This is a genomic window from Bacteroides eggerthii (genome assembly GCF_025146565.1).
In the GTDB taxonomy this organism is placed as follows: Bacteria; Bacteroidota; Bacteroidia; order Bacteroidales; family Bacteroidaceae; genus Bacteroides; species Bacteroides eggerthii.
On the sequence record NZ_CP102258.1, the window covers coordinates 3,750,190 to 3,775,490 of the forward strand.

Annotated in this window: 18 protein-coding genes, 2 tRNA genes, 2 rRNA genes and 1 pseudogene; 2 read left to right on the forward strand and 21 right to left on the reverse strand. The window is 47.1% G+C overall.

The window, feature by feature from the left end; all coding sequences use genetic code 11:
* Nucleotides 1-49: 49 nt before the first annotated feature.
* The 18 genes and pseudogenes from NQ546_RS15430 to NQ546_RS15515 form a co-directional block, all read right to left on the reverse strand.
* Nucleotides 50-2,931: ribosomal RNA gene (locus NQ546_RS15430) — 23S ribosomal RNA — on the reverse strand.
* 144 nt (nucleotides 2,932-3,075) lie between these two features.
* Nucleotides 3,076-3,149, reverse strand: a tRNA-Ala gene (locus NQ546_RS15435).
* Between the two features lie 13 nt (nucleotides 3,150-3,162).
* Nucleotides 3,163-3,236 (reverse strand) — tRNA-Ile (locus NQ546_RS15440).
* A 135-nt stretch (nucleotides 3,237-3,371) separates the two neighbouring features.
* Nucleotides 3,372-4,898, reverse strand: a 16S ribosomal RNA gene (locus tag NQ546_RS15445).
* The 16S and 23S rRNA genes sit together here with 2 tRNA genes alongside, the layout of an rRNA operon.
* An 826-nt stretch (nucleotides 4,899-5,724) precedes the next feature.
* Nucleotides 5,725-7,002, reverse strand: coding sequence for a PepSY-like domain-containing protein (locus tag NQ546_RS15450; RefSeq protein ID WP_004288895.1), 1,278 nt, complete (start codon nucleotides 7,000-7,002; stop codon nucleotides 5,725-5,727).
* Between the two features lie 82 nt (nucleotides 7,003-7,084).
* Nucleotides 7,085-7,558, reverse strand: coding sequence for an N-acetylmuramoyl-L-alanine amidase (locus tag NQ546_RS15455; RefSeq protein ID WP_004288894.1), 474 nt, complete (start codon nucleotides 7,556-7,558; stop codon nucleotides 7,085-7,087).
* A gap of 40 nt (nucleotides 7,559-7,598) precedes the next feature.
* Nucleotides 7,599-7,700 carry a smalltalk protein gene (locus tag NQ546_RS15460; protein WP_021939672.1) on the reverse strand — a complete coding sequence of 34 codons (102 nt, stop codon included), beginning with the start codon at nucleotides 7,698-7,700 and terminating at the stop codon, nucleotides 7,599-7,601.
* Between the two features lie 105 nt (nucleotides 7,701-7,805).
* On the reverse strand, nucleotides 7,806-8,300 hold the full coding sequence (locus tag NQ546_RS15465) for an HU family DNA-binding protein (protein WP_004288893.1): 495 nt from the start codon (nucleotides 8,298-8,300) through the stop codon (nucleotides 7,806-7,808).
* Between the two features lie 331 nt (nucleotides 8,301-8,631).
* A complete protein-coding gene (gene dnaB, locus NQ546_RS15470) occupies nucleotides 8,632-10,008 on the reverse strand; it encodes a replicative DNA helicase (protein WP_004288891.1) in 1,377 nt (458 codons plus the stop codon).
* A gap of 18 nt (nucleotides 10,009-10,026) precedes the next feature.
* Nucleotides 10,027-10,419 carry a type II toxin-antitoxin system HicB family antitoxin gene (locus NQ546_RS15475; RefSeq protein ID WP_004288890.1) on the reverse strand — a complete coding sequence of 131 codons (393 nt, stop codon included), beginning with the start codon at nucleotides 10,417-10,419 and terminating at the stop codon, nucleotides 10,027-10,029.
* A 40-nt stretch (nucleotides 10,420-10,459) separates the two neighbouring features.
* The gene (locus tag NQ546_RS15480; RefSeq protein ID WP_004288889.1) at nucleotides 10,460-10,648 is read right to left on the reverse strand and encodes a type II toxin-antitoxin system HicA family toxin; all 189 of its coding nucleotides are present in this window, start codon (nucleotides 10,646-10,648) and stop codon (nucleotides 10,460-10,462) included.
* Between the two features lie 86 nt (nucleotides 10,649-10,734).
* On the reverse strand, nucleotides 10,735-11,355 hold the full coding sequence (locus NQ546_RS15485; RefSeq protein WP_004288888.1) for a hypothetical protein: 621 nt from the start codon (nucleotides 11,353-11,355) through the stop codon (nucleotides 10,735-10,737).
* A 636-nt stretch (nucleotides 11,356-11,991) separates the two neighbouring features.
* On the reverse strand, nucleotides 11,992-12,342 hold the full coding sequence (locus NQ546_RS15490) for a hypothetical protein (RefSeq protein WP_004295404.1): 351 nt from the start codon (nucleotides 12,340-12,342) through the stop codon (nucleotides 11,992-11,994).
* A gap of 13 nt (nucleotides 12,343-12,355) precedes the next feature.
* Complete coding sequence (locus tag NQ546_RS15495; RefSeq protein WP_039953042.1) at nucleotides 12,356-12,583, reverse strand: hypothetical protein; 228 nt, start codon at nucleotides 12,581-12,583, stop codon at nucleotides 12,356-12,358.
* A gap of 143 nt (nucleotides 12,584-12,726) precedes the next feature.
* Nucleotides 12,727-13,485 (reverse strand): IS21-like element helper ATPase IstB, encoded by a 759-nt coding sequence (gene istB, locus NQ546_RS15500; RefSeq protein WP_004288884.1) that lies wholly within the window; start codon nucleotides 13,483-13,485, stop codon nucleotides 12,727-12,729.
* Nucleotides 13,472-15,093, reverse strand: a pseudogene (gene istA / locus NQ546_RS15505) (IS21 family transposase). Before istA ends, istB begins: the two are co-directional and overlap by 14 nt.
* A gap of 725 nt (nucleotides 15,094-15,818) precedes the next feature.
* Nucleotides 15,819-16,055 (reverse strand): hypothetical protein, encoded by a 237-nt coding sequence (locus NQ546_RS15510; protein WP_004288881.1) that lies wholly within the window; start codon nucleotides 16,053-16,055, stop codon nucleotides 15,819-15,821.
* Nucleotides 16,052-16,996, reverse strand: a complete 945-nt coding sequence (locus NQ546_RS15515) for an amidoligase family protein (protein ID WP_004288880.1) — start codon at nucleotides 16,994-16,996, stop codon at nucleotides 16,052-16,054. The genes NQ546_RS15510 and NQ546_RS15515 overlap by 4 nt, the downstream gene beginning before the upstream one ends.
* 590 nt (nucleotides 16,997-17,586) lie before the next feature.
* Between NQ546_RS15515 and NQ546_RS15520 the strand changes: the two genes are divergently transcribed.
* Nucleotides 17,587-18,132, forward strand: a complete 546-nt coding sequence (locus NQ546_RS15520) for a BfmA/BtgA family mobilization protein (protein ID WP_004288878.1) — start codon at nucleotides 17,587-17,589, stop codon at nucleotides 18,130-18,132.
* Nucleotides 18,122-19,072 carry a DUF5712 family protein gene (locus tag NQ546_RS15525; RefSeq protein ID WP_004288877.1) on the forward strand — a complete coding sequence of 317 codons (951 nt, stop codon included), beginning with the start codon at nucleotides 18,122-18,124 and terminating at the stop codon, nucleotides 19,070-19,072. Before NQ546_RS15520 ends, NQ546_RS15525 begins: the two co-directional genes overlap by 11 nt.
* 35 nt (nucleotides 19,073-19,107) lie before the next feature.
* Here NQ546_RS15525 and NQ546_RS15530 read toward each other — a convergent pair whose 3' ends face one another.
* Genes NQ546_RS15530 through NQ546_RS15540 form a run of 3 tightly spaced genes read right to left on the reverse strand, consistent with a single transcriptional unit; the run spans nucleotide 19,108 to nucleotide 25,174 of the window.
* Nucleotides 19,108-20,712: a type IV secretory system conjugative DNA transfer family protein gene (locus NQ546_RS15530; protein ID WP_004288876.1), complete on the reverse strand. Its 1,605-nt coding sequence runs from the start codon at nucleotides 20,710-20,712 to the stop codon at nucleotides 19,108-19,110.
* Nucleotides 20,713-20,759: 47 nt separating this feature from the next.
* Nucleotides 20,760-21,119, reverse strand: coding sequence for a hypothetical protein (locus NQ546_RS15535; RefSeq protein WP_004288875.1), 360 nt, complete (start codon nucleotides 21,117-21,119; stop codon nucleotides 20,760-20,762).
* A gap of 17 nt (nucleotides 21,120-21,136) precedes the next feature.
* Nucleotides 21,137-25,174, reverse strand: a complete 4,038-nt coding sequence (locus tag NQ546_RS15540; protein WP_004288874.1) for an LPD3 domain-containing protein — start codon at nucleotides 25,172-25,174, stop codon at nucleotides 21,137-21,139.
* Between the last annotated feature and the right edge of the window lie 127 nt (nucleotides 25,175-25,301).

A 25,301-nucleotide genomic window follows, 5' to 3' on the forward strand; every position in this document is an offset into this window, starting at 1 on the left:
TACTACGAAAACCGGTACGCTGAACGTATATACCACCCATACTGGGTAAAACCAAAAGTGAACGGGCAATTAGTAATGCTCGGCTATGACATCGCTGCCTGTACACCTGCATCCTATCAACGTCATCGTCTTTGACGACCCTAAGAAATCTAATCTTGTGGCTGGCTTCGTACTTAGATGCTTTCAGCACTTATCCAATCCCGACTTAGATACCCGGCAATGCACCTGGCGGCACAACCGGTAAACCAGAGGTCAGTCCAACACGGTCCTCTCGTACTAGTGTCAGAGCCACGCAAATTTCATACGCCCACGATAGATAGAGACCGAACTGTCTCACGACGTTCTGAACCCAGCTCGCGTGCCACTTTAATGGGCGAACAGCCCAACCCTTGGGACCTTCTCCAGCCCCAGGATGTGACGAGCCGACATCGAGGTGCCAAACCCCTCCGTCGATATGAGCTCTTGGGAGGGATCAGCCTGTTATCCCCGGAGTACCTTTTATCCTTTGAGCGATGTCCTTTCCATACAGAAACACCGGATCACTATGCTCTAGTTTCCTACCTGATCGACTTGTAAGTCTCCCAGTCAAGCGCCCTTATGCCATTACACTCTACCGACGGTTACCAATCGTCGTGAGGGCACCTTTAGAAGCCTCCGTTACGCTTTTGGAGGCGACCACCCCAGTCAAACTACCCACCAAACAGTGTCCTCGCAACGGCGAGTTAGAACTCAAATAATCAAAGGGCCGTATTTCAACAGCGGCTCCACAAATACTGGCGTACCTGCTTCGAAGCCTCCGGCCTATCCTACACATCAATTACCCAAATTCAATGTTAAGCTATAGTAAAGGTTCACGGGGTCTTTTCGTCCCATCGCGGGTAATCGGCATCTTCACCGATACTACAATTTCACTGAGCTCACGGTTGAGACAGCGTCCAGATCATTACACCATTCGTGCAGGTCGGAACTTACCCGACAAGGAATTTCGCTACCTTAGGACCGTTATAGTTACGGCCGCCGTTTACTGGGGCTTCAATTCAATGCTTCTCTTGCGATGACATCTCCTCTTAACCTTCCAGCACCGGGCAGGTGTCAGGCTGTATACTTCATATTTCTATTTTGCACAGCCCTGTGTTTTTGTTAAACAGTTGCCTGGACCGATTCTCTGCGCCTCACCATCACTGATGAGGACCCTTTATCCCGAAGTTACAGGGTCAGTTTGCCTAGTTCCTTAACCGTGAATCACTCAAGCGCCTTAGTATATTCAACCCGACTACGTGTGTCCGTTTACGGTACGGGTACCGTTAGGATTAAGTTTAGCGGATTTTCTTGGAAGTATGTTTACACGCACTATTACATTGTTCGAAGAACGCTGTATACTATCAGGTTCGACTCTTCCTGCGGATTTGCCTACAGGAATCAACATCTACACCCTTCAACCATCTATTCCGTCAGATGGCGGCGCTGTCACTGCTCCGTCTCCACATCACTCCTAAAGGTAGTACAGGAATATTAACCTGTTCTGCCATCGGCCTCGCCGTTCGGCTGAGCCTTAGGACCCGACTAACCCTGATCCGATTAGCGTTGATCAGGAAACCTTAGTCTTTCGGCGAGGGGGTTTCTCACCCCCTTTATCGTTACTTATACCTACATTTGCTTTTCCACACGCTCCAGCAAAGCTCACGCTTCACCTTCGACGCAGAGTGGAATGCTCCCCTACCGATGTTTACACATCCCAAAGCTTCGGTAGAATACTTAATGCCCGATTATTATCCACGCCAAACTCCTCGACTAGTGAGCTGTTACGCACTCTTTAAATGAATGGCTGCTTCCAAGCCAACATCCTAGCTGTCTTAGCAATCTGACTTCGTTAGTTCAACTTAGTATTCATTTCGGGACCTTAGCTGTTGGTCCGGATTGTTCTCCTTTAGGACATGGACCTTAGCACCCATGCCCTCACTCCTGACATAGAACTGACACGCATTCGGAGTTTGTCAAGACTTGATAGGCGGTGAAGCCCTCGCATCTTATCAGTCGCTCTACCTCATGTCAGTATAAGTCAAGGCTGCACCTAAATGCATTTCGGGGAGTACGAGCTATCTCCAAGTTTGATTAGCCTTTCACCCCCACCCTCAAGTCATCCAGAAGCTTTTCAACGCTTATTGGTTCGGTCCTCCAGATGGTGTTACCCATCCTTCAACCTGCTCAAGGGTAGATCACTTGGTTTCGCGTCTACTCCTTCCGACTATACGCCCTGTTAAGACTCGCTTTCGCTTCGGCTGCAGATCTCAAGATCCTTAACCTTGCCGGAAAAAGTAACTCGTAGGTTCATTATGCAAAAGGCACGCCGTCACTCTTGCGAGCTCCGACCGCTTGTAGGCGCATGGTTTCAGGAACTATTTCACTCTTCTGTTCGAAGTGCTTTTCACCTTTCCTTCACAGTACTGGTTCACTATCGGTCTCTCGGGAGTATTTAGCCTTACCGGATGGTCCCGGCAGATTCACGCAGAATTCCTCGTGCTCCGCGCTACTCAGGATACCACTAGGCTTGGGTTGGCTTCGCATACGCAGCTATCATGCTCTATGGCTGTACTTTCCAGAACATTCTGCTCACCAACTTTCATGCCACATCGTGGTCCTACAACCCCACATATGCCGTAACATAGGTGGTTTGGGCTGGTCCCCGTTCGCTCGCCACTACTAGGGGAATCATTATTTATTTTCTTTTCCTGCAGGTACTAAGATGTTTCAGTTCCCTGCGTTAGCCTTCTGCTATGCAGAATGATTGGTCTTCAACCAACCGGGTTGTCCCATTCGGAAATCTCCGGATCAAAGGTTATTTGCACCTACCCGAAGCTTATCGCAGCTTATCACGTCCTTCATCGCCTCCGAGAGCCAAGGCATCCGCCATGCGCCCTTGCTTACTTTTAGTCTTACCGACAACGTATGGTCGATATATACTTTCAGCTTTAACTTTACTTTTTTACGTTACATCATGTCAAAGATCGTTTTATCAGGGATTAACAATGAACTGTCAGCTGTTAAGTGACAACGCCACCGTTAATATGACAAGAGTGGAGAATAACGGATTCGAACCGTTGACCCCCTGCGTGCAAAGCAGGTGCTCTAGCCAGCTGAGCTAATCCCCCTTCGTTTCCGAAGTAGTCCCAGGCAGAGTTGAACTGCCGACCTCTACATTATCAGTGTAGCGCTCTAACCAACTGAGCTATAGGACTGTCAGTCAAACCCTCACCCTAAGGCTCGGCTTCTACTTTCTCTTTATATTAATAAACAATCTTCGCAGTACAAGAGGTTCTTATGGAAGCAAACTTCAAGAACCAGCTTCTTTATTCGTAAGAGCGTCGCTCCAGAAAGGAGGTGTTCCAGCCGCACCTTCCGGTACGGCTACCTTGTTACGACTTAGCCCCAATCACCAGTTTTACCCTAGGACGCTCCTTGCGGTTACGTACTTCAGGTACCCCCGGCTTTCATGGCTTGACGGGCGGTGTGTACAAGGCCCGGGAACGTATTCACCGCGCCGTGGCTGATGCGCGATTACTAGCGAATCCAGCTTCATGGAGTCGGGTTGCAGACTCCAATCCGAACTGAGAGAGGTTTTCGGGATTAGCATCCTGTCGCCAGGTAGCTGCCTTCTGTACCCCCCATTGTAACACGTGTGTAGCCCCGGACGTAAGGGCCGTGCTGATTTGACGTCATCCCCACCTTCCTCACATCTTACGACGGCAGTCTCCATAGAGTCCTCAGCATGACCTGATAGTAACTATAGATAAGGGTTGCGCTCGTTATGGCACTTAAGCCGACACCTCACGGCACGAGCTGACGACAACCATGCAGCACCTTCACAGCGGCCCGAAGGCTGTAATGTTTCCACTACATTCCGCTGCAATTTAAGCCCGGGTAAGGTTCCTCGCGTATCATCGAATTAAACCACATGTTCCTCCGCTTGTGCGGGCCCCCGTCAATTCCTTTGAGTTTCACCGTTGCCGGCGTACTCCCCAGGTGGAATACTTAATGCTTTCGCTTGGCCGCTGACTGTGTATCGCCAACAGCGAGTATTCATCGTTTACTGTGTGGACTACCAGGGTATCTAATCCTGTTTGATACCCACACTTTCGAGCATCAGCGTCAGTTACAGTCCAGTAAGCTGCCTTCGCAATCGGAGTTCTTCGTGATATCTAAGCATTTCACCGCTACACCACGAATTCCGCCTACCTATGCTGCACTCAAGGCGCCCAGTATCAACTGCAATTTTACGGTTGAGCCGCAAACTTTCACAACTGACTTAAGCACCCGCCTACGCTCCCTTTAAACCCAATAAATCCGGATAACGCTCGGATCCTCCGTATTACCGCGGCTGCTGGCACGGAGTTAGCCGATCCTTATTCATACGGTACATACAAAGGAGTATGCATACTCCACTTTATTCCCGTATAAAAGAAGTTTACAACCCATAGGGCAGTCATCCTTCACGCTACTTGGCTGGTTCAGACTCTCGTCCATTGACCAATATTCCTCACTGCTGCCTCCCGTAGGAGTTTGGACCGTGTCTCAGTTCCAATGTGGGGGACCTTCCTCTCAGAACCCCTATCCATCGTTGACTTGGTGGGCCGTTACCCCGCCAACTATCTAATGGAACGCATCCCCATCGATAACCGAAATTCTTTAATAGTGAAACCATGCGGAAAAACTATACTATCGGGTATTAATCTTTCTTTCGAAAGGCTATCCCCGAGTTATCGGCAGGTTGGATACGTGTTACTCACCCGTGCGCCGGTCGCCATCGATTGAAGCAAGCTTCAATCATGCTGCCCCTCGACTTGCATGTGTTAAGCCTGTAGCTAGCGTTCATCCTGAGCCAGGATCAAACTCTTCATTGTAAAAGTATTGTTAATCACTCCATAGGAGTGGTTCTTGCTCTGTTCAGGACGCTCGAATTTAAAAAAGCTTTTCAATTACCTATATATTAATAAGTATTGACGGTTCTTTTTTTACCCAGATACATATCTTAAAAAATTAAGAATGTACCTGCTCTTGTACTACTTGTATTGTTTATGTAAATCTGTTCAAAGATCGCTTGTTTTACGATTGCTTTTCTTTTCAAAAGCGGATGCAAAGGTAAGGACTTTATTTCATATCTTCCAAATATTTTCGGAAGTTTTTTTTTATTTTTTTTCTTTCTTCAAGTCATCTCTCTTGCGAAAGGAAGAACAAAGAAAAAGAACTGTCGTTACCGCCCGGATTTCAAAAAGATTGTCAAACAACGCTGCTCTCATTTTGAAAGCGGGTGCAAAGGTAAGAACTTTATTTAATATACTCCAAATAAATCTGAAGTTTTTTTCATTTTTCTTTTTAAAGGCGGTATTCATGAAACAAACAGCACCAAATAACAAGAAAAAAGGAAGGGTTCCTACTCCGTTTCTGTCAGAATGTCAAACTATCGCTGCCCCCGTTCTCGAAAGCGGATGCAAAAGTAGCGGATTTGGGAATACGCACCAAATATACAAGGCCTTTTTTATCAGAAATATCAAAACTTTTTCATAAATGACTGATTGACAAACAGGTTGCAGAACATGATTTTTTAAAGGAAAACAAAGGGGGAAGGAAGACACACAATATATATACACACGCACGTGCGGGCAGGCGAATGGGCGGGCGTACGTGCGTGCAATGTATATTCAATGAAAGGACAAACAAGCCTGCAGCTTACAAGACAGTGCCGTTGGAGAGGATACGCAATTTCACTTCCCTGTCTCCTGCTTCCAGTTCCACCAAGTAATAGGCCTCTTGGGGCGTTTCCACAAAGTCCGCATCATCTATCTCGTAATTTGCATACGATTTTTTGATGGCATCGGATACAGCCGCGGGCAGTTCACTCACCCGTACTTCCCATTGGGTTTTCACCCACTCCTGTGCGCCGTTGAAATAAACATCCTTCTCGCGAGCATCGTGGAAGATCTCCACTTCCGTCATGCCATTTTCCATATCCGTCTCAATGATACGGGCTCCCGCATACTTCTGTGCAATGAAATCCTTGATTTTCCCGGGCAGCACGCCACCGGTATTGTTTCCGGGATCAGACGGACTGTATTCCATGAGCGACAACACGCCGGCAGCGGTGATCTTCACCTTGACGTCACCTTTGACTGATTCCAGTTCGAGACGGTAGTATTCCTCTTCCGGAGTTGCGTAATGATCCACGTCATCCACATGATAGCCTGCATATTCCGAAGCCTCAAGCGCTTGCTTCACCACTGCCGGCAATGCGGCATAAACGGTTTCGGTCTTGGTGAACAGCCAGCTGTTTGCCTTGTCGAACAGCAGTTCACGCACCACCTGTCCATCCAGAATCTCCACTTCCGTCATGTTGTCCTCCCGATCGATGTCCAAGATACGGGCATTGGGGAAGTTTGCCTTCAGGAACGCTTCGACGCCTTCCACCGGAGCAGCGGGGATATAGTCGCCATAGTCATAATCGTTGTCAGCATCCACCAGTTTCTTCACCAGCACGCCGTCTTTCGAGTAATACAGATCTATTTCCGTCTCTACGCCGTCCACTTTGTTTTTCACTTCGATCACGTAGACCTCTTCCGCGCCGTTGCGTTGCACCCGTTCCACCTCGTCGATGGTCCAAGCGGAGTATTCGCCCGCCCGGAAGGCAGCCTTCACTTCTTCCGGCAGTTGCTCAAAGAGGATTTCGCTGTCTGTTGTCATATACCATCGGCCTCCATTGTCGAACCAAGCGGCATATTCGCCTGCGGCAGAAGAAGCAGACAGATTGAAGTCCGCCACCACATAGTCTCCTTTCACAGTCCACTTCACGTCGGTGGCATTCGGGTAGCGTTCGAGCAGTGCAGCCCGCACCTCGGCGCTCACCTTGTCATCTTCCGGATTTCCGGTGGCAGGAACATCGTCGTTGCTGCAACTCCACATACCGATAGCCACACAAGCGATGGCAAACATTTTTCTTTTCATAATCATCATACTTTTTATTGTTTTTGTTACGTCACAAAGCTACCGGACAAATCTGGAAAGAATCTGGAAAAACACAGAAAAGCAGAAGAAATCACAGATAAGCGGGGTTGGGAGGAACAGAATCTTGAAGAATGGATGCCGCATCGAAGCAAGGGCATGCCTTGATCCACTCTTCGGGTTCTATTTCGCCGTTGCAGTCGAGGTCGGGGCTGAGGTCGCGGTGCCCGCAAAGGCGGCTGCCGGGATAGTCGCGCAGCAACAGCATGACGAGCACCCGCAGGGAATGTTTCTGAAAATCGGTACGGGTATCGGCGGGATGCCCCCTTTCGTCGAGCCCGCCTTCATAGCAGATGCCGACAGAATGGGCATTGTGGTTTTTGACGTGCGCTCCGGGCTGTCCGATGGGGCGGAGTGTTTTTATATCCCCGTTCTTGCGGATATAAAAATGATAACCTGCGCCGGAGAATCCCCGGCGCAGGTGGTCTGTTGTCAGGTCATGTTCCGTATAGCTGCGGTCGCAGCGGGTGGCGGAACAGTGGACAACGATGAGGTTGATGAATCGCATGTGAATTACGATGTATGAAGTGTGAATTAAGAACTACGAATCAGGCGGGCATGGCCTGTGCGCCAAAAGCGCCGAGAACGGCTGAAGCCACTGCGATTACAATTTTAAGGAGTTTGTCCCACCAAGTTGATTTTACTGCCATGTGATTTGAATTTTTGAGTTTTGAGTTTGGAATTATTCAGAGAGTGCATCCGAATAATGATCAGGACACACTCCCCTTCATCAGAAAGAGCAAACGGAGAACGGTTTATCCGAGAGGATCGTTTTCCTCACCGTCGCCGGGGTTCTCGCTGCCACTGCCGCCGGAAGAGCTGCCGTCGGCAGGCTTGTCCAGTGCAAAGGCCACATTGGCCGGGCTTCGGGTGGCGGCGGTGCTGCCGTTCACCAGCTTCAGTTCCTTGTCGGGGACAAAGCGTATGTTCACTTTGGAGATATTCCTGACGGTGCAATCCTCCGACTTTTCCACGCCGGGGCAGCGGAAAGTCATGTGAAGCGTGCCAAGCAGGTTCAGCTTCACCTTGTCGCCGTTGGCAAGGTTGGTCTGTATTTCCTCCACAAGGGCTTCGATGACGTGCTTCACGTCGCCTTTTGTCATGGCGCAATTCTTTTGGATATTGGCGGCGAGGACATCGACGTCCACCGTACCGCAGGTTTTGGGCTTCTGACGGAGATAATACAACTGGGGCGAGTTCTTGTCGCTCACGATTTTACGGCGTTTGAAACGCTCTACAAGTACATCCATAAAATAAAAAGTTAAGGTTTAAGTTCAATAAAAATCGCTCCCTGCCTGAAGCAGAGTTTGAAAGAAACATCTCAAAATTGTAAAGATATATCTTAAAAGAAAAAGTTCGGCCGGAACTATCGTAAACAAGGTGGGTAAGAGGAGGGATAAGGCGCTCTATAATCAATGATTATTCCTTTTCTTAAGCACATTACAAAGATACAAAATCAGCGAGGCAAAGTCAAGTATTTCGTCGTTTATTTTCAAAAAAAGGGTGATAAATATCAGGTATTAATTATTAATGCGAATCAGTAGTTGAATGACAGATACTATCGAGTAGCAAGATTAATATTTACTTCGCGTTTCGCATCATCCATTCCGTCGGCGGCACATACTCCCCTATTTTGGTCATGGCGGGATTGTGCCCGAAGTACACATCGCCGGTTTCGCCGTTGCGGTGTTTGGCAAGAATCACCATGCCCAGTCCTTCGGAGGGGAATTTGCTCCGGCGCTCGGAGGTCAGTCCGTAGAGGGCGGGGCGATAGAGCAGCATCACCACATCAGCATCCTGTTCTATGGCGCCGCTCTCGCGCAGGTCGCTCAAAGCAGGGCGCTTGTCGGCGCGCATTTCGCACTCGCGGTTCAACTGGCAAAGCAGAATGACGGGAATATCCAGTTCTTTGGCAATGAGTTTGGCTTTGCGGCTGGCTTCCGCCACTTCCTGTTCGCGGTTACGGTTCTTCTGTCCGGACTTCATTTCGCAGAGTTGCAGGTAGTCTATGATGAGGAGGTCGCAGCGTCCCTTGCTTTTTTGCAGCAGGGCGGACGAACGGATGTGATCCATGCTCATCTTCGGATTGTCGTCCACGTAGACAGGCAGGGCCGACAGCAGCCGGGCGGCTTCCAATGCCTGTTGCCGTTCGCCGGCATCGAGCTGTCCGGTCTTGAGGTGTCCGGCATCCACGTTGGCCGCTTGGGCGCAGAGCCAACGGTCGCCCAGCCTTTCGCCTTGCATCTCAAGGCTGTTCACCAATACATGCTTTCCGGCGCGTCCTGCCGCCAGTGCCAGATGCAGGGCAAAGGCAGTCTTTCCCACCGAGGGGCGGGCGGCGATGATGTTCAGGTCGCCCTGCTGCCAGCCCGCCGTAAGCCTGTCAAGCTCGCGCAGTCCGGTGGGAATACCGGTGATACCGTTCCGGTTGTTTTCCACACGCTTGTCCATTTGCTCAAGGGTGTCCTGCATGAGGCGTTCCATATCGCGCAGGCAGTTGTTGGAGACAGCGCCGCTTTCCAGATGTCCGGCAAGGCGGTGCAGATCTGCCAAAGCATCGCTCAGGTCCACCGACTCATCGGCAGCGCTGGCAAGCAGAGTGTGCAGCCCTGCAATCATCTCACGCCTGATGTACATCTGCCGGAGGATGAGCGCATGGTATTCCAGATGGGCGGAAGACGCCACGCGCCCCGCCAAGCGCACCAGCTCGTAGGCGCCGCCCACCGCCTCCAGCTTGCCACGTGAAGCGAGTTCGGCACGCACCGTCACGAGGTCTATCGCCTTGCCGGAGTGGTACATGGAGAGCAAAGCGGAGTAGATTTCGCCAAACTTCGTCTCATAAAACATTTCGGGAGAGAGTTTATCGCCCACAAGCACCATAGCGGTGGTTTCGGTGAGACAAGCTCCCAAGATGACCGACTCAAGATCGTCATCGTGGGGATTTAGGATTTCGGACATATTTTCTATTTCTACAAGCTAAACAAGGTTTATGGCGGACAATTCTTTTGTCAGCGCATCTATACCTCTTTGAATTTTTTCCAACTGCTGCCTACGGGGTTTATGTACACCGGCAGCATAGTGCCACAACTGACGTTCATTAATTCCTGTAATGCGGCTCAATGCAGCTTTGGTAAAGATGCTACTGTAATAATTGATAAAAGTAGCGGCATCTATCTTGAACTTTAATTCAAACTCTCCGGACAACACCGCACAAGGATTAGGATTATCCTCCAGATACAGCTCGATTGCTTCTTTCATATTATCCTCAATCTCTTTCATGTCATTACCCACAGTAATAACCGGAGCACCTACGATATAAGCACTCAAATTCTTTCCTGCATGTTCAACGATTACCTCAACAGTTTTCATGTTACCTCCTTTTTTTCAAAAAATTAAGAGAACAAGGGGGCTACTTCAGCCCCGCTTGTCTCAAAATGCTGTAATAAGTGCCTTTCTCAACGCCTTTGCTGTTATGATTCGGTACAATAACCACTTTGCCATCTTTCTCAAACTTCATGTGACTACCTTTCTGACTCTTTAGGACAAAACCGTTTTCTTGCAACATAGTTACAACGTCTTTCACTGATTTGTAACTCATAACGTTTTGGACTTAATTACAATACAAATATAGTAATAATACGAATACTACCAAAGCATTTATTCATTATTTTACTATGAAAAGGATTAATTAAAACCGGGAAACTCATTCTCAAACATCCTATACTCCAAATATTTGGCTACCTGATAGCAGTAGTTCGTGTTGTTCAGGCTGAAATAGTAGTCCTCCACTTTCTTATAGGCGAGTTGCCGTTCGCCGGAGGAGAGCTTTCGCCAAAGGCTGCGCACGTAGCTGCCATTCTCTATGGGGAGGTGCGTGGTGCGGCTGTAATAGGCAAGAAAATCCTTCAACGATTCCTCAAAGGCATCGGGAGCCTTCGGTTTGGGAGCCGATGCCAGCTTCATTGTCCATGCGTCATAACCGGGTATGCGGATATGGCTGGGACAGTCGTCCGAAACCATCTCAATGAGTCCCGTACGGAAACAGTTTTTGAAAAAATTCCGGGTGCGCCCCCTTGTCCAGCCGAAGAGATCGGCCCAGCCCAAGAAAGAGATGACCGACTCGCCGCGGGCACACTGCAGCTCCACTCCGTTACAGAACACCACAGTCGGCTTGAAATTCACGTTTATCAGCACCCGCAGAAAAGCAGCCTCATCACAGCACGCTGCACCCTGTTTCTCGCAAACCTTTTGCAGCAATGCCCGAGAAACCATGACATAGCCTTTTTTTAACAGATTATTCTCCATGAAAAGTTATATATATGACACTTAATTTTTACGACCACAAAAAAGCCACCCCCTAAGCCACCTTAGTACATTAGTTATCAACGAGTTGAATATACCTCATAGCCACCCCTACAACCAACAAGACGACACAATATAAATAATAAGAAGATAAGATATACTATCGTATATCTACCGGGCAACGCGGAAAAGACGAATGATGCATTGAAAAAGACGAATGACGCGCCGAAAAACAAACGAACGGCGCATTGAAAAAAAGGGTGATGTGTTGAAGAAAAAAACGGATGATGCGTTCCGCCCAAACAGATGATGTGTCCGGGGCAAACGGATGATGCGTTTGCGGTAAACGGATCATCCGTTTTTCTCCGGCACAATGATGCATAATTTTCTGAATTCATTATCTTTGTCAGTTGTTTAAATTTATACACACTGCACAAAGGTCTTTGCGGCCTTTTATCTGCAATGCTTGGGCAAAGATATTAAATGAGAATAACGCAAGAAAAGTAAATATTTACAGTTATGACAGTGTAAACATTTACCAAGCAAAGGGTTAAGTCCGGAAAAGTGTATTTTTTTACATGATTATACAGGGGGGGGGAACCGGAATGATAACGGAGTCTCATCCTGACATATCTCCCCCTAAGCCTTATGCACATAGAGCAGGTCTTCGATGAGCAGGTCAAGTTCCTCGGCACCGATGCAGCCCTCGTGATAATGGAAGTAGTGGCTGAGAAGCAGCCGCACCTGCCTGACGCGGCATGTCTCGGTGTAGCCATGCCACTGCCCCACCCCCGCATCGAGCGCACGACGGATGACGCCCACCATAGGAGCGATAGCGGCACGCACGTCGTCACCGGGAAGAATCTGTATCTTCTCCTCCGGCAGAATAATGGTGACTTCGGGATGATAGGCGCGAACTACGCGCAAGGCTTCCGTCCAACGGACATGTTTGGCTATGACGTCACGCGTCTCTTTCTTGGGTTTCTTCATAAAAATTTACTATTTATCGGACAAGTGACGCCCGGTTACGCTTCCTGAAACGGTTCTCAAAAAGCTCCATCAACAATATGGGCAAACCGAAAACGGCTACGAAGCCGGCTAAAAACAAGACGCTTCCGTAAGCGGCCCCGTAGCATATCCCCCGGTGGATAAACAAACAAACAAAACAAAAATAAGAAGCACTGCCTTCTTTCATTGACAAGGGGATGTTTTCGGTTTTAGTTGTAATCATATCAGATTTTATTTCTAATTCTATTGCTATTTCTAAATTTGTACCTTGCAAATTTACACACCTCATTTTTATGTAATTTAATATATTCCACTTTTATAACTTTAGCGGTTTACATTAATTAACCCTTTTTATATAGCAATGCCCTATGTCTGATTGCTAAAAATTGTTTTCCTATTCTCCAGACGATAACTCTTTCCTGAGAGATTGATTACTTCACAACAGTAGAGCAACCTGTCAAGTAAAGCAGCAGCCACCGCTTCATCTCCCAGTTCCTCCAACCACTCCGCCAGTCCCCTGTTCGCAATAATAATGAGTGACACTTTTTCCTGAAGGGCGTTAACCAGCTTGAACAATAACAGTATGTCTTCTCTCTTCAAGGGATATAATGTGACATTATCAATTGCCAGCAACCGGGTTTTCATTATCCTTTTATAGGTCTTCATAGCATGTCGGGAAACATCCTTTGTCTTCAGACAGACGAGCAGATCTTCCAGGCTTATCAAGGCAGCATTGTATCCCTCTTTTACCGCCTCATGGACGAGCCCGGATGCAATGAATGTCTTTCCGGTTCCGGGACCTCCTATTAGGAGAAGATTGTATGCCCTGCTCATCCACGTGAGCTCACGCAACTCCCGAAGTTGTCTGCCGTCCAATCCTTCTGTTCGGTTGAAATCATACTCATCCAAAGTATGCCTGGCAGGGAGTCCGGCCACCTTTATCCGCGAAAGAAAGCTTTTCCGGTCCCTTTCACCTACTTCTTTTGCAAGGCAGGAAAACAGAAACTCCGAATAGGTAGGCTGCTTTTCTTGTGCCTCGTGTATAATCTCCGTCATGTGTTCAGCCAGACTTGCCAGTTTCAGACGTCGTGCATATTCGACCAGTTCTTTTTTACGTTTTATCATGATTCGTGAAAATATCTTTGTAAGACTGCATCATTCCGGTTTGAAACGGTGGATGCATGCCTGCTGGTTGTGAAATATAAGTGCTGCCATTTTCCGGTATCTCTCCGGAGTTTCTACGCACACACTCGCAAAGGTTCCTGACAGACTCCCCGTTATAGATGCCCCGGTCCAGACACATGCGTATGGCTTCGACCAGCGTATGTCCGTCATAGCTCGGAATACTACGCAGGATTACTTCCAGATTACTCCTGTAGTAGCGTTCCTTTCGCCGGCGCAGATTTTCCAGCCATAAGGCGACTTCCTTGTTATAAGATACATATATAAGGATGCGTTCCGCCAATTTCTGTGTACCGGCATTTCTGGCCCTCCTATGGTTTTCATCATATATGATCTTCCCTCTTCCCATGTTAAGAGGATGCCTGCCCAGAAGTTTTCCCGTATCTTTGCTGTACAGTTCCAAACTCCCTTCAGCTTCTTGTAACCAGACTGTCGTTTCTCCACTCCGGTAGGTTCCTGAAGGAACACTGTAGTAGTTTCCCCGATACTGTACCGTATTATCTTTACGCACATGGTATTCGGCCATTTCTTCTTGCGGCGGTTGCGGAGTCCCATGATAAGGCATCATGAAATTTCTCTCCACGATAAACTCCCGGTTGGGAATCAGCCGGGTGGTTCCATGTTCCTTTCCGTTCCCGGTCCTTTCCAACCAAAGGCGTGCTTCTTCATTAAGCTTGTCTATGTTATGAAAAAGTCTCCCTGAGAGAAAGTTGCCTTTTACGTACTTGACTACATTCTCCACCTTTCCTTTCGATTCCGGGTCAGCTTTTCGGCAGAATACAGGCAGGAAATGCTGCTCCTTTACGAACGACTGGAATTTTGTTGTCAGCACCAGATCTCCCAAATTCTCTCTCGATATAAGTACCCTGTCCTGGTCATAGATTATTTTGCGGGGCTTTCCACCGAAATACTGGAAGGCAAGTTCATGTGCATATACTGCAAGTTCCGTATCGAAAGGCCGGCGGCTGAAATGGATGAACTTTTGCCGGGAACGTGAAAGGACTATTGCAAAGAAGTAAACTTTCACATTACTTCCGTTTCCAACCGGTATCCATTTCTCACCGAAATCAGCCTGCGCATATTCCCCGTAAGGTGTATCAGGCTGTTTCTCATAATCCCGACGAACCCTGCCGTCTGAGTTCTTCCCGATGCCGTATTTTTCCCTTATGCGTCCGACAAAGTTAAATACGGTCTTGCCGCATACTTGGGGGAAGTCCGGATAACATTCCCTGAGCCAGTCATGTATCCTGGCGGCAGATATGTACGGATATTCTTCCAGGGTTCCGCGCACATACTCCTCATATCTTCCAAGTTTCAACTTATGTCTGCGATGAGAGTTCTGTTTCCTAATGAATTCTTCCCTGCTTATCGCCAGATATCGCCGTACGGTGCTTCTGTCTACGCCCAGGCATCTGCCGATCTGTGTCTTGTTGAGTCCTTTGGAACATAGTTCCCTTACCTTGTACCACATATACTGTTTATCTTTTAAAAAGCGGCTCGTAGTTTCCATTATGATGTCTTTCTCTTTTTGAGCCGGCAAAGATAAGACATTCCGTTCTCAGGATGAAGATGATTCAATCCCGTAAGTGTTACATCATCTTTTCCATTTTTTCAAGGGTGAAATTACAGTTTTCAGGGGAAAGCGGAACCGGTTCCAAATGATAAGATTACAGTCCTTCCTGTTTTGTTCTACCATTCCGGTAGAACAAAGGAATTTTCATTGTACAATAAAAAAAGAAAAGAGGTCTCTGGCAGTCCTGATTGAAAGTCTTTTATTCGACGCATTATATAGCCCGTATATTTCCCAATCCAAATAATAATAAGAATCATCCTCCCTTTACGCTTAAAGAGAGGATGATAACAAACAAAACAAACAACTTTGCATCTTCACAGACACAAAATAGTCAGAGTATAAATGTTCAAAAGAGCATTTATCAAATACAAAAGTAATTGATATTATTATTCTATTCACAAAACAATTCGCAAAAATCCTTTAAATAATATCTAAAAACATGTATGCCATACAGTTTGTGCCAGCAAGGGACAATGCCAATATAACAACCTTATAGTCATTACCCGTTTTTTACTATAATACACAGACAAGCCGTTCTTATATCATTTTGACTGTAACAAGCAGAATCCCCGAAAGTAAATACTGTAATTTACTTAAATACATAATAAAGTATAATATTGTTATCAGTATTTATCCATATAAAAATCCCCATCTTCCCATGAAAGGAAAACGGGGATGGTGTAATAATAAAGGAAACCGTCCGTTACATTTCTTTGGCATATCCTGTCCGAATCAAATCGGCAAGGAACTTCTCGGGCGTATCGGTGGCAATCCGCACACCCGACTGCACCACATAACGTTCGGCAAAATTGTGCATATACTGTTCATCGGTACAATCGGAATCCATCCAACTGCCCACACGAAGTTCATGCACAAACTCTTTGGCGTTGCCGGCAACGATACGTTCGTCACCAGGCAACATATATGTTTTCTTATTCATACGACTAATTTTTTTGTTCTTAATTTATAATACAATTTTTGTTTTTCCCCCAAGAAAGGAAAATTTTCCAATCTGACTCCTGTCGGGAGTGCGCTTACAGATGCAAAGGTAATCATTCTATCCAAAAACCTCACCCAATTTTCCATCTTTGTGAAACTGATAGTTCCCGAATGCTGTCTGAACTCTACCGTTTTGTGGCGCGAATAGGCTTTAAGGTTTACTTTCATATATCTGTTTGGGAACAGATTCTGAAGTTCTTCAATATTTCGTGCCGAGCGTATCCGTTCATCAGAGAAGCGACAGAGTGAAGTACAGAAATTATTGTTGTTTCCTCTGCGTGAAACTGGCATAAATTTATCAATCTCAATTTCGGCATGCTTATATGAAAGGAGCAGGTTCTGCCAAGTAGTGATATTGAAGTCTTCAGCACTCATGTGCACATGCATTCCACAGCTTCCATTAATCTTTACATTACATGCATCCAAAACCCAACAGACTTTTTCCAGTTCTTCCAATCCGTCTTCTCCTACTAATATAGGGCTTACGAGCTCAAATGTATCATTCCCGTTCAGACTGCTATCCGTAACCAATTTCCAACGTGAACGCAAATGGTGGTTGTATGCTTCACTGTTCACTTCGATGCCCGCCTCTCTCAATTCGTGAACGAGCCGTTCACGTGTGCAGTTGTATGCCTCTATCTCGACACCGAATTTTCTTCTGAAAGAATAATCAAGTTCGGGTACGGTAACTACGGAAGTCTGAGTAGCGGATAGCAATCCTTCATCCCTCATTTTCTTATATACATTCCACACAAATCCACGATTTCCACGAGTAACGAGCTCCGCTATTTCCCGGTGGGTAAGGCCGAGCAGAAGAAGTTTACGTATCTTCGAAGTCTTTGTTCCATTCTCGGCTAAAATGTTTCTAATTTCTTCATTCATAACGTGTTATATCCTTTATTATCACATATCAAAGGTAATGATTTTTCTCTGTTTGTCCAAATTATACACAGCTCTTTATCAGTGAATTAGCTTACTTTTGCTTCTGCTAATAATTGTATCCGTCTTCCTTTCAAGGGGGAGTTCACACGCTGTTTCCATCCGTTTCCATGCATTTATTGTCATTTCCCATTTGTCACTTTCTTTCATGGGTGGGGCCTTCGGATTGTACGACTGTTCCGAAGTACTTCCGGGGCTTTGTGGCTTCCCGGGGCTAAGGGGCTGAAAGTCCCTTAGTGAATTCCTGATAAGGAAGAGCAAGAGGAGTTCCCGCACGCGAGAACCTTAATCGACGCAAAGCGTTGATAATGAAACATATATTTAAAAATATGTAAACCGATAATAAACATCTTGTAAACATGATACTTTCAACTTTCTGTTAATAAGCATTTAATACCCGTAAACGCATGGTTTACGTAAATATATAAACATTTGATTAATAATAAATTACAATGTTTTTATAAAAAGAATATGTTTACCTTTGACGTCCTGTTTTTTATAAGTAACTTTGTATCAAAACAATAGTTGTTAAAATGAAGCAAAAAGGAACAGAAAAGCTAACATGTTTTCTAAGAGTGTCACCCAGTGTCAAATACCGGCTTGATGTCAACAGCGGTACGCAATCAAACAATTCCTATATCAGTCAAATGATGGAATATTTTGAAGTCTCCGGTGTAACTCCGCAGCAGATAACCAAACAACCAATAGTACAAATTCAGAAAAGAATAGAGGATGTTGTCAAGATACTCAGAAGTTATGAAAGGGATTATTTCAAACAAGTAATTGACAGGGATAATAAAGAAGAAAAAATACCGGAAGATTATGCCCGCTTGATGAATGAGCTGCGTGATCTCAAGGAGAAGAACCGCCAGCTCCAACAACAGGTTTCTGAAAACGAAAAGGCGGTGTCCGATGATAATGCCGGGTACGCGGACAAACTCAAACGTCTGGCCGAACTTGTCAAATACCAGCTCAACCCCGACAGGTTTGTGAAGGTAAAGTTCAGCGATGAGGTCAAGATACCCATTAATACCTTGCAGCTGCTCATCAAGAAGATTGACGAGGAATATGTACTGTAAAGTGCACCGGCCTGTCAATACCCCGGGAGTATCGGATAACAAGGGAAAATGTACGCAGTTGGTGGAATATCTCAGCAAGGAGTCACAGGATGTGCGTCCTTACTATGATAATTTTTTTTCACAACAAAAAGACTTTGTCACACCCCGGACTGTCATGCATCATATAGACAATAACCACAGAACCCTGAAAAGAAATGATGATAAGTTCTATATGCTTTCCATCAATCCGAGTGGTGAGGAGCAGAGGCATCTCATAGAAAAGGTGACCGGAAAGAAAGTCGGGGAATTCTCGGAACTGACCGCAGGTGAACAGGAAGAGGTACTGGCCGAGCTGAAAAAATTCTCCCGCGGATGCATGGACGAATATGCCCGGAACTTTTACCGGGAGAAAATCAAGTCCGGTGATGATCTGGTATGGTATGGACGTGTGGAAACGGAACGCCATTATAAAGGCGATGATCCCGAGGTGGAAGCCGGCAGGGCAAAAGCCGGTGACAGGAAACCGGGACTGCAACTGCATGTGCATATTATCGTCTCCCGCATGGACAAGACACAGACCGTATCCCTTTCCCCCCTTTCCAAAAGCAGGGGGAACAGGCAGATACTTGACGGAAAGGAGGTGATTGTCGGTTTTGACCGTTCCCAATGGTCCACGCGGTGCGCATCATGCTTTAACCGGCAGTACGATTATTTTCCTTATTACCACTCACAGGATGAAAGCCTGAGAAAATATTCCGAGAACTGGCAGCTACGGAACGAACTGAAGAATCAGGCAGTCTCACAGCTTAAGCAGGAAGTGCTGCATGGAGAGCTCAAAGAGGAAAGACGCCTGTACACAAACACTTTCCGTCTCTACAGGTTCGTAGTGAATCCAAAGAAAGCCATCATCCGGGAATTAAAGAAAATGGGAACGGATCTGCTTACCGGAAGGGAGAAGTAAGCGGCCGTTCCCATCAATCTTATATGCCGTTATCACTATTCACAGGGAAACAGTTCACGGACTTCATCAAGTATTCTTGCAAAATTCCTGCTGATTTCTTCAGGTTCCAATACCCTGACATCCGGCAGAGGTTTCTCGTTCTTCTGGTTGAACTCCTTCAACTTCACCTTGAAATAGTCTACATTGGCACGGGTGGCCGAACCGATAAACTCTCCCGGTTCCAAATCCGCAAAATCGCGTCCTTGATAGATGTCCTCTTTCTGTGAGGATACGGTCACGCTCCTGTTCGTGCCACCGCCACTTTTCCCGGTACTTCTGGATTTCCGCTCCTTTTCCTCCTTACCGAATATCGACGGGTAATATTTCAATGCCTCCACGTCTTTGGTACGTCCGAGAAAGAGATTTCCAAAATTGGCTTCCACCGATGCCCTGTCGAGTTTGCCATACAGGTTCTCCAGCTTGGAACCGGACTGTGTCAGCAGGATGAAAGCGCACAGATATTCACGCAATACTGAAGGCAGCGTTTCAAAGTTCTTGATGTTCACCGTTGTCATTTCATCCAGGACATACACGAACGGGATCTTGTTCTGCATGGTGAACTGTCTGGCCGATATACTCATGAGCATGCCTATGACAGGTGCATAGACCGAGTTCTTGGAGAAGCTGTTGCTGATGGCAAACAGTTTTGGGTTTTCCGGGTCGATCAGGTTGAAATCAAAATCATCCCCCGAAAGGATATAGGCAATCTCCTCGTTTTGTGATATGGTTGCCAGATTATTACACAGGGTGGAAAGATAGGAAGCCTGTGTCTTCTCGGAGCCTTCCGCCTTCAGATAAGCACCGGCCATCATTTCCGAAACAAGATTCTGCTGAAGGAACATGGAAAGCTGCCGGGAAGAAGCCGTCATGATGAACGCCATGATATGAGGCAGCGTACAGTATTCGGGAAACTCGTCCCAAAACCTGAAAGCCACTCCACGCAGAATACCCAGCCCACCGGCCACCCATTCATTCTGCTGTTCTTTCTTGGGAAGCAGCGCAAGCAGGATATCCTCCATGAGCTGCAACAGTTCGGTGCGGTCCTTTACAACTTTCAGCGGGTTGAAACGGTATGAACGCTCGGGCCTGTCAAAGCTGACATAATAAAACTTGTGCGGATAACCATGCTTCTCTATCAGGTTATAGGCAGTCCGGGTATAATCGATGTCCTTGAAGTCGTATATAAAGCCGGCAAACTCCAAACGGATATATTCCTCCAACAACCACTTGCCTATACTCTTGGTCTTTCCTGAACCGGCTCCGCCATAAATCAGGAAATTGGAATAGTAATAATAAAATTCCAGATAGTTTTTCGATATTCCCGATTGTACGGGGAGCCTGATCGGGTTATTGTTTTCTCCGGGACTTTTCGGTTTGCCCCGTTCCCATAACCATGACAGGACGAATATGACCAGGGAAGCACATGCCGGATAAAACACATATGCCGGAAAAAACAGATATGCCAGAGAGGTTTCAACAATTATGCAAAGCAAAAAAACAAAGAAATTGATATACCATTTGCGACTTATGGTGGAAACTCCTGTTATCAGTGAAGCCACCGCCAATATAAACAGCTTGATATAAATGACACAATTCTCCATACTACTATAATAATTTACTTTAATACTTAATATGTAATTTACTTGTTTTACAGTAAATCCATCTGCAACGATTTATCATCCCTGCAACTCGTAGTTTCCAGACATCTGACCGTATAACCGGACGGGGTTTTGACTATCATAAGCGGTCTGTCGTACCCCGGCAGGTTAGTCGGCTTTCCCCGCAGTAGTGATATCCATCTGGCGGGACTTGTCTTCTCCGGTTTTGCCCCGATATCACGAAGTTCATCCAACACAGAAGTCATATCATGGGAAATTCCGTTGACTTGTAAGGTCATTTGTTCACCAAAGATCCTGAGCTCCCGGTTTCCCCAGGAAAAACTACATATCCCCGCCGGTTCATTCTCCGGTTCAGCCTTATCAAGAAACTTGTGTCTATCCGTTTTCATATCGCAATTTATTTCCGTTATAATTCCATTTCTGTAACTTTCCTCTTTAAGGCTGCCATCCCGGTGAGCCTTACTCCATAGCCCGAAGGTTCCTTGACAACCATAAGCATCCTGCCATCGGCCAGCTGCAAGGATTTGCCGCTAAAAAGCATTCTCCATTGTTCCGGAGTAAAGGAAACTGGTTTGACACCCGCTTCTCTCATCTTCTCCAGTACCGGTGTTACATCCACTTCCGAACCTCTTTTCCTGATACAGGCACTGCCATGCTTTGGCCCCAGTATAAGCTCACCTCCGGATATCCGGATTTTTTCAGGTGCGGCTGCTGTTTCCGCTTTTTTCAGGTTCTCCCCACTGGCATGGAGTATGCTTCTGAGCTCTTTCGTGCCGATCTCGATATTGAATCCCAGCTTCCGCAGAAGGTTCCTGAAAGCCAAGCTGATCCTTTCCCAAACGGAAAGGCCGATACCGTTCTCGGCCATATGCGCCAGATACTCCTCAGTGGCAACCCGTATGTCTAATTTTTCCGTCCCGGCCAGGCGGGTAATTTCACCGCGCAGCTTTTCCCCGCAGCCGGCAAACACTTCGTCCAGGAACGCATCCATATGCCCGTCCCCGACAAGTCTGCGCAGACCATAATGCGCCACACCTTCATGCAACAGGGTACGTTCGATATCCTCTTTTCCCCGGGCGTGCGGAAGATACAGGCATATATGCTGCGAGGGAATGTCATACCATCCCCGGATGTCTTTTCCGCAGGAAAGTAGGCCGCGCACGTCAGGAGAGCTTACCTCATCGGCACGACGGACCACTTCCAAAGGAATATGCTGTTTTCCGGCCAGAAAAGACGCATGGCGTGCGAGTTCATCCATCCGGGCCTCCCTTGAAAGGAATATCTGTTCGCTGCGGGCAATATCCTCGGTGGAAACGGCAAGCGTGTTCCGTCTTTGGCCGGAAGTAAAATTCATCCTGGCCTGCACATTACGCGCTTCCACTTCCCCAGCAGTGGAACGGTATTTCTGTATGCTGCTTTTGAACCGGTCAATGTCATTCACCAGGTCAAAGATATTTTCGTATCCGTATTTTTCAGCCACGAGGCTGAGAGGGTAGTCGTAATGCCTCAATATTGTCCCATAGGGTACTTCCCGGCCAAGCGCAGCGAATATACCTTTCGGGGTGTTGTCGAAACCTCCACCCTCTAAAATCCTTCCGTCAGTGGCCTGTACGATATCCAGAATCACATTCTCTGCCGTATTTTTAAATTCCTCCGGGCTGCTTCCCCTTGCAAATCCTTCCATGCGTTGTATGGCATGTTGTATCTCATGTGCCAGAACGGACTTTACATCATCTGTCCGGGAAATGTTTACTACTATCCTGTTATCCGAATGGAGATAGGTTCCGCCGTAGTCAGCCGATGGCAGGTCTACAAACTCCAACCGGGTTTGTTTCATTTCAGGATAGGCATGGAACAGTTCATCGTCTTTCACATAGTCATCCAGATAAATCCGTTCACGCAGTGCATCCTGTTCCTTCAGTCCGGCTGCCAGTTCCGTCAGTTCCGCAAAACGTTTCCACTCCGCCTCAGAGAGCACCTTCCCCTCTATTTGCCGGTCAAGAAGATTTTCAAACTCCCCGTACCAGGACTGTTTTTCCAACAGGCGTGAGTAGCCCAGATCTCCGGCCGGATGGTATTCGAAATCCGGTGTCTCATAGCGCCACTTGCTGTCAGCTCCGCGTTCCCAGCCTGTCGCCATTTTTATTGTTCCGGCATCCTTGCCTGACTTTTCCATTTCGCGGGCCACTGCAAGGTTTTCCAGACGCGAACAGACTCCTTCAAACCGGTCAAGGTTGGAAGCCCCTTTTTCTCCTATGAAACGGAAACGTTCATGGGCGGTTATCTTCAGGTCGGCCTCATTGAAAATGACATAGTTCCGTGCACCGTCAGCCCGGCCGCCGGTCGAATACTCCGCCGGATAGTCAATACCGGTAAAACCCGCCCGCGAAAGAAACTCGCTGGCGAGACGTCCCGAATCAGTGTCCGTTTCCAAATCTATGAACATATAGTCCAGAAAGCCATAGAACTCCTTGCCACTGTTCCATACATGGGACTTGCCATTCCAAAAATCGCTTGTAACACCGGGGAAAAGTATATGCTCTTTTCGCAGTTGCAGGAATATTTGTCCTTGCTGTTCCGGCGATACCGGAGACTCCCATCGCAGGTAGTTCGTCCCGTTGCTTTCCGGAATTTCCACTGTATAAAGGTGGCGTGGCAGTTCAATGCATATCCTGCCGGCATCGATGTCGGAAAGCAAATCCTTTTTCTGCTGCTCGAATGCCTTTCGCCTTCTGCTGTATGTGCCCGCAGCACGCCCGTCCATATACACGGAAGAAATGTTCCGTTTCAAACTGTCCACGTCGGTGGAAGAAAGGATCTGACGTTTCCATACTCTCCATACGCCATCAAAATAATATTCGTTGTCAAGTACCGAGGATAAAGGCTCCCCGTCATAGGTGATGTGGTTTCCCCGCTTTATGCCGATGGCCGCATACCTTTTGGCTATTGCGTCCACTTCTGTCACATAAGTGCCCCAGCCGTAGGCCTGCGCCCCTTCGCCGGTTCCGGTAAAGGCACGGTCGAAATGTTCGAAGGAGGCCGGACTGCCATGGTATACCTGCCGGAAACGGATGTCGTCAATGTCCGGCGAAAAAGCGCCGGTGTTCCGCTCCGAATACAGATATTTGCCGGCCGCCTTCAGTTGGTTCGGAGCAAGAACGGCCAGGCATTCGACGCCCTCATCCATACTCCGGATGGCATCATAGCCCTTTGCCCTGATGACTTTCTGCATGGTAGGTGTCTCCACTATACGCCAGGAGTTACCGCCTGCCAGCATTTTCTCCGCGTCCTCTCGGGAAACAGGGAGTTCCAGACCGAGATAGAAGTCGTAAGCTGTAATATTTTCCCCTAACTCATCCAGAACCTCTCGGACTGCATTCCCGTCTTTTACATCGAAAGGCTTCCTGGCATTAGCAAAGAGGTCATATACGTAGCTTACCTCCGTCCACTGTTCTTCTCCGTTTTCATCGTCCGGCAGTTCCATACTGCGTATCGACCCGATGCTACTGGCCTTTCCCTCGTCAAAGGAGGTGAAAATCAATCCGCCATATGCGCCGCCCCTGAAAGTGTGGAAAGGGGCGTCGGTCACATCTATCACCCAGTCATCGTCAATCCTGAACCGGGTTTTGTGCCCTTCCTGCTCCCTTGAAAGGGATGTACCATGATAGACCACCAACGGCTCCCCGTTCTCATCCACAACTTTTGAGCTGTTTGTTTGGAGAATAGAAAACAAACGCTTATCTTTGAAATCGGAAAGGAGCGGATTACTTTCAATTCCAGCTTTTTGTATTGTTGGGATAATTGAGAGCAATTCGCTCTTTTCTATGCTTGAGAGTCTGTGGTCATAGTATCTGATGCCGTTGTTTTGATTGGCGATAACCGCCTTGACGGTATAATTGCTCCCGCCTATCTTTAACTCGCATACATAATAGGAAAACGACTTTATCCCCGGATACTTGCCGACATCCTCGTTGGGAAGCTCGTCTATGAAAATCGAATCCTCTATAATCCGAGGAATGGCGGCAATGCTCTGAAGATGCTCCTTGTCCTTGTAGTCATGCTGCAGTATTTCCCGGATGCCGCCGCGACTGTTACCGCCGGTCAGGGATATCGGGGTGTTTGTATCCTTATTCGTATATTCACCCCGCAGGTTCTTGCCGTATTCCAGGGCATTCTTCTTGTATTGTTTCAGATCATCCCCCGCTGCAATCTCATTGCCTGTTATTTCCACAGGTCTGGCATTATACAGTTTTTTTATGCGTGCGGCCTTTTCCCAATCTCCGAACCATGCCTTGAAGGCTCCGGTTCTGACCTGTACCCACTGCCTTTCATTCAAATTTGTGGGCTGTCCGTTCGGAGCCTGCATATAACATCCTGCCGCCTTGCTGCGCGCTATGATATCCTGTTCTTCATTTGTGAAAACATTTTCAGATGTATTTTCCATCAGCTTAACTATCGGTTAGTACGACAATATGATTTATCCGGAAAGAAAAACTTGTTTACTTATTTACTTCAAATAAAATTAAAGTAAATAAGTAAACAAGTAATACTATTAGATTACGAACGCAACT